Here is a 9,454-nt window from a genome sequence, read left to right as displayed (position 1 = left end):
TTCGGCCGGGGCGGTGCCGGCCGGTGAAACGCGCCGGGTCACGGCCTTCGGCCGGGGCGGTGCCGGCCGGTGAAACGCGCCGGGTCACGGCCTTCGGCCTGACCCGGCCTACATCTTCCATCATCGTCGTTTTGCCTTTTCCATTTTACCTTTTGCCTTTTCCGTTTTGCCTTTTCCATTTTACCTTTTGCCTTTTCCGTTTTGCCTTTTCCATTTTACCTTTTGCCTTTTCCGTTTTGCCTTTTCCATTTTGCCTTTTGCCTTGATATGCTTGTCTACGTCACCCGTCCCATCCCCCAACCCGGGATCGACATCATCGAGCGCGCCGGCTTCCGGGTTGAGCGCAACCTGGAGGACCGCGCCCTCACCCGGGCGGAGCTGCACGCCGCCGTCCGCGGGCGCGATGGGGTGCTCTGCCTGCTCACGGACACGATCGACGCCGAGGTGTTCGACACGGCGGGGCCGGCGTGTAAGGTCTTCGCCAACTACGCCGTCGGATACAACAACATCGACCTCGAAGCGGCCCGCACCCGGGGTATCCGGATCACAAATACCCCGGGCGTCCTCACCGACGCGACGGCGGATATGGCCTGGGCGCTGCTGTTCAGCACGGCGCGGCGGGTGGCGGAGACGGATCGGTTCATCCGCACCGGCGCCTGGAAAAGCTGGGGGCCCATGCAATTCCTCAGTGCGGACGTCACGGGAAGCACACTGGGGATCGTCGGCGCCGGCCGGATCGGGACGAACATGGCGCTTAAGTCCGCCGGCTTCCGGATGAAGGTCCTCTACACCGGTCGCCGGCCCAACACAGAGCTGGAATCAGCCCTCGGCGCCCGGCGGGTAGAAATGGACGAACTGCTGGCGGAGTCCGATTTCGTCTCCCTCCACGTCCCGCTCTCCGACGTCACCCGCCATTTGATCGACGCGGCCGCGCTCGCCCGAATGAAGCCGTCCGCGATCCTCATCAACACGAGCCGGGGGCCGGTAGTGGATGAACGCGCGCTCGTCGAGGCCCTGCAAGACCACCGCATCGCCGGCGCCGGCCTGGATGTCTACGAAGACGAACCCCTCCTCGCCCCCGGCCTCGCCGAGCTGGAAAACGTAGTCCTCACCCCCCACATCTCCAGCGCCACCCTCACCACCCGCACTCGCATGGCCACGATGGCTGCTTCGAATCTGGTCGCCGTATTACGCGGCGAGGAGCCGCCGAATCCGGTTGTCTAGACACCCCTACATCCCCCTGCCCCCTTCCGCAAGGAACGCCACGAAGCGCTCTACCGGTACCATGCCGCTGAGGCGGGCGACGAGGCGATTTTCGTGGGGTTCGACGATGGCATAGGTGGGCAGGGCCACCGTCCCGGTGAGGTCCAGCTGGTACCGCTGGAGGTCAGGGCCGGCGTCGAGGTCGTCCGTATAAAGGCGAAGGAGGACGAAGTCGTCCACGAAGCGCCGGGAGACGTCCGGATGTGGGAATACGTTGGCTTCCATCTGCCGGCAGTTCGTGCACGTGTAGCCGGTGAAGTCGATAAACACGGGCTTCCCGACCGACCGCGCCTCGGCGAACGCCGGCTCGATCTCGTCGAACCAGCCTTCATCCGGGTTTTCGACCCCGCTCCGGGCGAAGGACGTCGTGAGGCTCATATCCGTCCCCTTGCGCGGCGGCAAAAACGCGTCGAGGTTATTCAGCGGCGCCCCGAACAGGCCGGGGACGAGGTAGAGCGACACCCCCAGAAACGCGATCGCGGCGATGAGCCGTCCGGCACCGATGTGCGGCGCGGCGTCGTCCTCCGAAAGCCGGATCTTGCCCAGGAGATAGAGGCCTGCGAGGAACAGGATCACCGCCGTCACCGCGATGGCCAGTGGCCGCGAGATCAAATTCCAGCCCCAGACGAGGTCGGCATTCGACAAAAACTTGATCGCCGCCGCCAGCTCGATAAAGCCGAACACCACCTTCAAGGTGTTCATCCAGCTGCCAGACGCCGGCAGCTTCGACAGCCCCCTCGGGAACAGCGCGAACAGCACAAACGGCAGGGCGAAGGTGGCGCTGAAGATCACCATTCCAAGCGCCGGGTAATTCCACTGGCCAACCGTCGTGGCCGCCAGCAGCGTTCCCACAAACGGCGCTGTACACGAGAATGAGACCAGCGTCAGCGTCGTCCCCATAAACAGGACGCCGAGATAGCCGCTCCGCTCGTTGCTCTGGCGGTTGACGAAGTTCAGCAGCCCGTTCGGTAGGCGCAGTTCAAACAGACCCAGCAGCGAAAGCGCGAAGACGACAAAGACGAGGCCGATAAACAGGTTGATCCATGGATTCGCCGCGATCGTCTGCGCCCCCGAGGCCCCGAGCAGGAACGCCATCAGCAGGCCGAGCCCGGTGAAGAGCCCGACGATCGAGAGGCCGTAGACGACGGCCATGCGCACGGCTTCTCGGCGGTTGTGCGCGTGTTTCGTGAAGTAGGAAACGGTAAGCGGGATCATGGGGAAGACGCACGGCATGAGCAGCGCGCCCAGGCCGGCCCCGATGGCCAGCAGGATGAACCCCCAGAGGCTGCCGGACCGGATGGCCGAGGCGGCACCGACAGAGGCCGGCGCGATCGCGGACTCCACTTCACGCGCCGTCTCAGACGACGTGGGCGGCGGCTCGAGCAGGGGTGGGACGACGGAAGGAAATACAGCGCCCGACACACCACCCGCAACGGTCAGCACCGCTTCAAACGGCATGCGCGCCGGCGGCAGACAGATGAGCGTGACGTCGTTGCAGATCACAAACGCCACGGTGCCTGCGACCCGCGCGGGCCCGGCCGTGGCCGAGGTCGTCACCTCCAGATCCGCTTCGATAAAATGCGAATCCTTAACGTACAGCACCTCTGTCTTGAACCCTTCGTCGTACGCGTTCACAGGTTCTCGCTGGCGCACGTCGCCGGCACGCGCGAGGTCCGGGGTTTCGTCCAGCGTAAACCGGAGCTCCCAACTCGGCTTCGGCGACCCGATGGCGTACATCTTCCACGGCGCCGCGATGGTTGCATCGAGGCGGAGGGTCACCCGGTCACCCGGGGCGGCAGTGGTGGCGGGGAGGATAGAGGAAGTCCAGGCCACGTATTCGCTGGCCGGCCCCTGCGCAAACGATAGGCGCCCCACTATTGCTAGGAGGACGAAGAGGAGGAGTGTAACTAAGCGGAGCCGTCGCATGGGACAGGGATCACCGGCCTGCAATGAAAAAAGGGTGTTCGCTACGCATCGGTAACGAACACCCTTCCTCAAATGTTGCTGTCACGAAAACAGCCAGGAGGACAGCCAGGAAGACAGCCCGCGAAACCGCGATCAGGCGGATTCGCCTTCTTCCACCAGCGGCTCGACGCGCACTTTGACCTGCGCGATCGCCTCGCTGCTGAGGCGCACGGTGGCAGAGTAAACGCCGATCATGCGGATGTCCTCGTTCAGCTCGATCAAGCGACGATCGATCTCGAAGCCCTGCTTCGTGAGTTCGATGCCCACCTGTGTCGGCGTGACGGTGCCGAAGATGCGGTTTTCCTCGCCGACGCGCGAATGGACGACGACTTCCGTCTTCTCGAGCTGCGCGACGAGCGCGAGCTGTTCGTCCTTGCGTTTGGCAAACTTCCGGGAGGCCTGGCGGCGTTCTTCGGATACGGCCTTCACCGCGCCCGGAGTAGCCATTACGCCCAGGAGGCGCGGGATCAGGAAATTGCGGCCGTAGCCGTCCTTCACCGTCACCACGTCGCCCTGTTCGCCGAGCCCGATAACGTCTTTTATAAGTATGATCTTCATGGTCTCACCGAACCGTATCAGAAACAAACGGAATAAGAGCCAGGTGGCGGGCGCGCTTGACGGCGCGGGTCAACTGGCGTTGCTGCTTGGCCGTAATGCCCGTGATGCGTCTCGGCAGGATCTTCCCCTGTTCGTTCAAGAAACGCAGAAGCAATTCGGTATTTTTATAGTCGATGTACTCGACTTTCTCCATGCCCGGTACTTTCTCCTCCGGTGCATCGTCGCCGCCCTGGGGCTTGCGTCTCGGTTCCATAGTCGTTTACCTGTCGTGGATAGCGGGGTGTGGGTCAGGCCGGCTGCGGTGCGCCGGTCTGCTTGGACTGTTCGTAGTGCTTGATCATCTTCGTGTCCATGCGCAACGTGATGTAGCGCAGCACGTCTTCGTCGATCTCAAGCATGCGTTCCAGCCGCGGGATGATGCTGCCGGGTGCCGTCATGTAAAGGTTGACGTAGTACCCGTTCCGCTTCTTCTTGATGGGGTACGCCAGCCGGCGGTTGCCCCACTCGTCCACGTCGATCACTTCGCCGCCGTTCTCCTCGATCGTCTTCCGTATCCGCTGCGCGACGCCCCGGAGCTGGTCGTCGTTGAGCACAGCGTTTACTATGTACGTAACTTCGTACATGTACCTGTTATCAGCCATAAATACCCTGTGGAATGATGGTGAATCATGCCCCCGCAGGCCGGGAGCAGGGATAGGGAGCGTGATAACCGTTGACCGGGGATAAGATCCGATACTGCGCTAATTTTCACGCAAACGGTTAATCAAGGAAAAAGGTAAAAGGTAAAAGGTAAAAGGTAAAGTGAACCGGGATCGAGCTTTCCCTTTTTCCTTTTCCCTTTTGCCTTTTTCCTTTTTCCTTTTTCCTTTTGCCTTTTGCCTTTTCCCTTTTGCCTTGTCAAAGCTGCCCCAGCTTCTCCGCATAGTCGGCCGTACGTAGCGCGTTGATCACGGGGTCGAGGTGCCCGTTCATGATCTGGGCGAGCGGGTAGTTTTTGGCGTCGCCTTCGAGGCGGTGGTCCGTCAGGCGGTCCTGCGGGAAGTTGTACGTGCGGATCTTGGCCGACCGATCGCCCGAGCCGACCATCGAGCGCCGGGCCTCGCTGCGTTCGGCGTTCAGACGGGCTAGTTCCTGGTCGTAAAGCCGCGAGCGGAGGACGCGGAGGGCCTTGTCCTTGTTTTTGAGCTGGCTCTTCTCGTCCTGGCAGGTGACGACAAGGCCGGTCGGGAGGTGGGTGATGCGGACGGCGGAGTCGGTGGTGTTGACGGACTGCCCGCCGGGGCCGCTGGAGCGGTAGACGTCGATCTTGAGGTCGTTCGGGTGGATGGCGATGTCCACTTCGTCGGCCTCGGGGAGCACGGCGACGGTGGCGGCGGAGGTGTGGATGCGTCCGCTGGCCTCGGTGGCCGGCACCCGCTGCACGCGGTGCACGCCGCTTTCGTATTTCATCGTCCCAAACACCCCGGCGCCTTTCAGCGCGAAGATGACTTCCTTGAAGCCGCCCTGCGATCCGTGGGACATGTCCATCGGATCCACCTTCCACCCCTGGTCCTCGGCGAAGCGGGTGTACAGGCGGTAGAGGTCGCCGGCGAATAGCGCGGCCTCGTCGCCGCCCGTGCCGGCCCGGATCTCGATGATCGCGTTTTTTGCGTCGGACGGATCCTTCGGGATGAGCGTAAACTGGAGCGCCTCCTCGACGCCGGGCAGCCGCTCCTCCAGCGCCTTGAGTTCTTCCCGAGCCATCACCACCAGCTCTTCCTCCTCCTCGGAGCGGACCAGCTCCCGCAGGTTCTCGATCTCGTCCAGAATCCCCTCGTACGCCTGGATGGCCGCCACAACCTCCTTCAGCTCGGTATGCTCGCGCCCCAATGCCACCATGCGCGTCACGTCTCGAGCGATATCCGGAACGGACATCAACTCGGTCACTTCCGCGAAACGGCGTTTGATTTCGTATAAAGAATCGAGATTCATCATCGGTGGTTGTCCTCCTCCAAGGCATCAGCGAGCCGTTAACGCCCGAAACCGGGGCCGGTTGATGCCTCATCCGGTATTTTTCGCAGATTCGCACAAAAGCCGGCCGGGATGTATCCTTTCAGGTAGTATACAGACAGGGAGTATACAGACAGGGAGTATCCTGGAAAACCAGCGGCCGGGACGACCATCAGATATGTTGATGCGTTTACTGCAATAGATATGGAAAAGAAGATCTCCCTGGGCACTACGCTCCTCATCGTGCTGATCGCCGTCGCCGGCGCGCTCTTCGCCTACCGCGCGTGGTTCGACCCGTCGAGCGGCGACATTGACCGGGAAAACAGGGAGCTTTTCCTGCGTCTCGAGCGCTCGCAGGCGATGCGGGACTCGTTGCAGACCCTCATCGGGGCGCTCCAGACGGAACTCGACGAGCTGCAATCGCGCGAAGGCGAACTCCTCACCACGCGCGACAGCCTCGGCGACGCGCTCGTTGCCCGCAACAACCGGATCCGCGCGCTCCAACAAAACATCACCCGTTATGATCACTCGGCTGATTCGCTCGTTCGCGATCTCAATCATATTCTTGCTCGGCTCTATGCCGACTCAAGCGCAGACTCCCCGTGATAGCGTCGCCCTGATAACCCTGCCGGCCCGCGGCGAATCCATCGTCCTGCCCCGCATCGCGGCCGTCCACTACCGCAACCTGGTGATGGAGCTGGTGCCGGCGATGGAGGCGAAAATCGCCGGCCTGGAGGCGCTCGTCGCCACCCAGTCCGACCTGGCCGAGAACAGACTGCTTCAGATCGAACACCTGACGCAATCCCGCGACGCCATCGGCCAGCAAACGGCCTCCCTCGAAACCGACCTCGCCGCGCTCCGCACCCAGTTCAATCGCGTGGACGACGCCCGAAAACGCGAGGAGCGCTGGAAAAAGTTCTGGAAAGGATCCAGTTTCCTGGGCTTCGGCGCCGCCGCTGTGCTGGGGATCGTAGCCCTGGCCAAGTAAAAACGTTGAACGTTACAACATTAAAAACGTTAAACGCCTCTCTCCGCAAATCATCGCTGTACATGACATCCATCGCCCGCGAAAAAGGCATATTCTGCAACCGCACCCTCAACCTGCGTAGCATCGAAGCGATAGGCTACGACATGGACTATACGCTCATCCACTACGACATGGCCGCGTGGGAAGAACGAGCCTATACCTATCTACGAGAGGGGCTCAAGCGTACGCTCCACTGGCCCGTGGACACCCTGCAGTTCGATTCGAACCTGACCATGCAGGGGCTGATCGTCGATACGCGGGAAGGGAATGTCCTCAAGGCGAATCGTTTCGGATACGTCAAGCGCGTCTTCCACGGGACGAAGACGATGGATTTCAGTCGCCAGCGGGACCTCTACCAGGGCACGCTCATCGACCTGCACGACGACCGATGGAAGGTCATGAACACGCTCTTTTCCATCTCGGAGGCCTGCATGTACATGCAACTCGTCGAACTGCTCGACGAGGGTAAGCTGCCGCCGTCGCTCGGCTACGAAACGCTGTACCGCCACACGCGCCAGGTGTTGGACGATGCGCACCTCGAAGGCCTGCTCAAGCAGGAGATCATCGACCATCCCGAGCGGTTTGTCGACCGCGACCCGGACATGCCGCTGGCGCTGCTGGACCAGAAGGAGTCCGGCAAAAAGGTGATGCTCATCACAAACTCGGAGTGGAGCTACGCCGCGCCGATGCTGTCGTATGTCTTCGACGCGTATCTGCCGGGCGATATGACGTGGCGCGACCTGTTTCACTACACGATCGTGGGCGCGCGCAAGCCCGATTTCTTTTCCGGTCGTTCGCCCATCTTCGAGGTGGTCAACGACGATGGCTTGCTGCGCGAACACCGCAAACCCCTGCAGGCCGGCGGCATCTACGTCGGCGGCAACGCGGCCCTCGTCGAGCGCTCACTGGGCCTTACGGGCGAAAAAATCCTGTACGTGGGCGACCATATTTTTTCGGATGTGAAGGTCACCAAATCCCTCCTCCGGTGGCGCACGGCCCTCATCCTCCGTGAGCTCGAAGACGAGATCCGCGCGATCGACGCGTTCGAACAGCATCAATACACGCTGTCGATGTTGATGATCAAAAAGGAAGAGCTCGAAAGCGAGTACTCCGCCATCCGCCTCGAACGGCAGCGCAATAACAAAAAATACGGCCCGCAGACTGACCGGAGTGTGGCCCGGCTCGACGAACAGATGCAGGAACTCCGCCGGCAACTCGTAGCACTGGACGAGGGCATTGGGGAATTCGCGACGGCCGCCGGCCAGCTCCATAACCCGAACTGGGGCCTGCTCATGCACGCCGGCAACGACAAAAGCCATTTCGCCCGCACGCTCGAACACTCGGCGGACATTTACACCTCCCGCGTCTCCAACTTCCTCCCCTACACCCCCTTCGTCTACCTCCGCTCCTCCCGAGGCAGCCTCCCCCACAGCCTGGCAGATACGGCGGACTATAGTTTAGTGCAAGGTGAAAAGTGAAAAGTGAAAAATGAAAAGTGAAAAGTGATACGCGTTTGGTTGCTCCAGGCGTTTACTTTGCACTTTTCACTTTGCACTTTGCACTTCCGCCACCCATTCCCACGCCCGCGCCGCCGTTCCCAACACCCCCATGTGATCGCTTAACTCCGAAACCACGATCGGCATCGGCTCGCCGACGGGGTAGCGGAAGATGTGCTGGTTGACGTGGCGCTGGAGCGGCTCCAGGAACACGTGAGCTGCGTGGGTCGCTCCGCCGCAAAGGATGATGAGTTCGGGCGCATAGACGTGGACGGCGCTCACCAGCAGCCAGCCAAGTTGCTCGATCCAGCGGTCGAGTTCGTCCCGACACAACCGGTCGCCCTTTTCCACAGCCTGGATTACCCGCTTGAAGTCTATGCTGACAGGGTCTTTGAAGTAGGCGTCGCTGAGGCTGGATTCGATGCCGCGCTGGAGGGCACTGCGTACCGATAACGCCAGTGCTGTCGCAGAACACAACATCTCCGCCGTGCCCCGAGCGCCGGTGATACACAGGTGACCCTGGTTGGATTGCTGGACGATGTGCGACATCTGGGTGCCGAACTGGAGGTGGGGGTCCCGCAGGATTTTTCCATCCAGCCGCACGCCGGAGCCGACGCCAGTCCCAATGGTAATCGTCATCGCCCAGGGGTAGTCCCGCGCCGCGCCGTACGTCGCTTCCGCGTACATCGAGATCCGGCCGTCGTTGTCGGCTACGACAGGCACGCCGGCGGCCTCCTCCAGTAATTCCACGATTGGAAACCCCTCCAACCCCTTCACCTTGCCAGGTAAATAGACGACCCCCTTCCGCGGATCCACAGCCCCCGAAAACGCCAGCCCGATTCCCTTCGGCCCCTCCCCCATCTCGGCCGTGATGCGCTTGATCTCGTCCAGATAGGCCTTGAGCAGCTTTTTAGGCACCATCGTATAGCCGGACGGCATGATGCCGGCGGCCTTGATCCGCCCATTCCGCGTCACCGCGCCGCTCTTGAGCCGCGTCCCGCCGAGGTCGAAGCCGATTACATAGGATGGCATAAGGGTGGTTGCAGGTTGGCAGGTTGCAGGTTGGCAGGTTACAGGTGGGCTGGTTGCAGGTGGGCTGGTTGCAGGTGGGCTGGTTGCAGGTGGGCTGGTTGCAGGTGGGCTGGTTGCAGGTGGG

General features: G+C 61.8%; 10 protein-coding genes. 4 read left to right on the top strand and 6 right to left on the bottom strand.

The window, feature by feature from the left end:
- Nucleotides 1-267 precede the first annotated feature (267 nt).
- Nucleotides 268-1,224 carry a D-glycerate dehydrogenase gene (locus tag SH809_18720; protein ID MDZ4701753.1) on the top strand — a complete coding sequence of 319 codons (957 nt, stop codon included), beginning with the start codon at nucleotides 268-270 and terminating at the stop codon, nucleotides 1,222-1,224.
- A 6-nt stretch (nucleotides 1,225-1,230) separates the two neighbouring features.
- Here the strand turns inward: SH809_18720 and SH809_18715 are convergent, their stop codons facing one another.
- The 5 genes from SH809_18715 to prfA all read right to left on the bottom strand — a co-directional run bounded on the left by SH809_18715 (nucleotide 1,231) and on the right by prfA (nucleotide 5,760).
- The gene (locus tag SH809_18715) at nucleotides 1,231-3,189 is read right to left on the bottom strand and encodes a cytochrome c biogenesis protein CcdA (GenBank protein ID MDZ4701752.1); all 1,959 of its coding nucleotides are present in this window, start codon (nucleotides 3,187-3,189) and stop codon (nucleotides 1,231-1,233) included.
- Between the two features lie 132 nt (nucleotides 3,190-3,321).
- Entirely contained in the window at nucleotides 3,322-3,786 is a 465-nt protein-coding gene (gene rplI / locus SH809_18710) for a 50S ribosomal protein L9 (protein ID MDZ4701751.1), read from the bottom strand.
- Nucleotides 3,787-3,790: 4 nt separating this feature from the next.
- Nucleotides 3,791-3,979, bottom strand: coding sequence for a 30S ribosomal protein S18 (rpsR, locus tag SH809_18705; GenBank protein MDZ4701750.1), 189 nt, complete (start codon nucleotides 3,977-3,979; stop codon nucleotides 3,791-3,793).
- Nucleotides 3,980-4,073: 94 nt separating this feature from the next.
- On the bottom strand, nucleotides 4,074-4,427 hold the full coding sequence (rpsF, locus tag SH809_18700; protein MDZ4701749.1) for a 30S ribosomal protein S6: 354 nt from the start codon (nucleotides 4,425-4,427) through the stop codon (nucleotides 4,074-4,076).
- Nucleotides 4,428-4,683: 256 nt separating this feature from the next.
- Nucleotides 4,684-5,760 carry a peptide chain release factor 1 gene (prfA, locus tag SH809_18695; protein MDZ4701748.1) on the bottom strand — a complete coding sequence of 359 codons (1,077 nt, stop codon included), beginning with the start codon at nucleotides 5,758-5,760 and terminating at the stop codon, nucleotides 4,684-4,686.
- A gap of 219 nt (nucleotides 5,761-5,979) precedes the next feature.
- Here prfA and SH809_18690 point away from each other — a divergent pair, with 219 nt between their 5' ends.
- The 3 genes from SH809_18690 to SH809_18680 all read left to right on the top strand — a co-directional run bounded on the left by SH809_18690 (nucleotide 5,980) and on the right by SH809_18680 (nucleotide 8,280).
- A complete protein-coding gene (locus tag SH809_18690) occupies nucleotides 5,980-6,381 on the top strand; it encodes a hypothetical protein (protein MDZ4701747.1) in 402 nt (133 codons plus the stop codon).
- Entirely contained in the window at nucleotides 6,353-6,763 is a 411-nt protein-coding gene (locus tag SH809_18685; GenBank protein ID MDZ4701746.1) for a hypothetical protein, read from the top strand. Before SH809_18690 ends, SH809_18685 begins: the two co-directional genes overlap by 29 nt.
- Nucleotides 6,764-6,825: 62 nt before the next feature.
- Nucleotides 6,826-8,280, top strand: a complete 1,455-nt coding sequence (locus tag SH809_18680) for an HAD-IG family 5'-nucleotidase (GenBank protein MDZ4701745.1) — start codon at nucleotides 6,826-6,828, stop codon at nucleotides 8,278-8,280.
- Between the two features lie 66 nt (nucleotides 8,281-8,346).
- Here the strand turns inward: SH809_18680 and SH809_18675 are convergent, their stop codons facing one another.
- Nucleotides 8,347-9,330 carry an ROK family protein gene (locus SH809_18675; GenBank protein ID MDZ4701744.1) on the bottom strand — a complete coding sequence of 328 codons (984 nt, stop codon included), beginning with the start codon at nucleotides 9,328-9,330 and terminating at the stop codon, nucleotides 8,347-8,349.
- Nucleotides 9,331-9,454: the final 124 nt, after the last annotated feature.

This window comes from Rhodothermales bacterium (assembly GCA_034439735.1).
Lineage (GTDB): Bacteria > Bacteroidota > Rhodothermia > Rhodothermales > JAHQVL01 > JAWKNW01.
Note: the sequence above shows the minus strand (reverse complement) of the source record. Positions and strands in the feature narration are given on the sequence as shown.

Bases quoted from the DNA above. Each gene is read 5' to 3' on its own strand.
- SH809_18680 (MDZ4701745.1), top strand. From the start codon at position 6,826: ATGACATCCATCGCCCGCGAAAAAGGCATATTCTGCAACCGCACCCTC.
- SH809_18675 (MDZ4701744.1), bottom strand. From the start codon at position 9,330: ATGCCATCCTATGTAATCGGCTTCGACCTCGGCGGGACGCGGCTCAAG.
- SH809_18715 (MDZ4701752.1), bottom strand. From the start codon at position 3,189: ATGCGACGGCTCCGCTTAGTTACACTCCTCCTCTTCGTCCTCCTAGCA.
- prfA (MDZ4701748.1), bottom strand. From the start codon at position 5,760: ATGATGAATCTCGATTCTTTATACGAAATCAAACGCCGTTTCGCGGAA.
- rpsF (MDZ4701749.1), bottom strand. From the start codon at position 4,427: ATGGCTGATAACAGGTACATGTACGAAGTTACGTACATAGTAAACGCT.
- rplI (MDZ4701751.1), bottom strand. From the start codon at position 3,786: ATGAAGATCATACTTATAAAAGACGTTATCGGGCTCGGCGAACAGGGC.
- SH809_18690 (MDZ4701747.1), top strand. From the start codon at position 5,980: ATGGAAAAGAAGATCTCCCTGGGCACTACGCTCCTCATCGTGCTGATC.
- SH809_18685 (MDZ4701746.1), top strand. From the start codon at position 6,353: ATGCCGACTCAAGCGCAGACTCCCCGTGATAGCGTCGCCCTGATAACC.
- rpsR (MDZ4701750.1), bottom strand. From the start codon at position 3,979: ATGGAGAAAGTCGAGTACATCGACTATAAAAATACCGAATTGCTTCTG.
- SH809_18720 (MDZ4701753.1), top strand. From the start codon at position 268: ATGCTTGTCTACGTCACCCGTCCCATCCCCCAACCCGGGATCGACATC.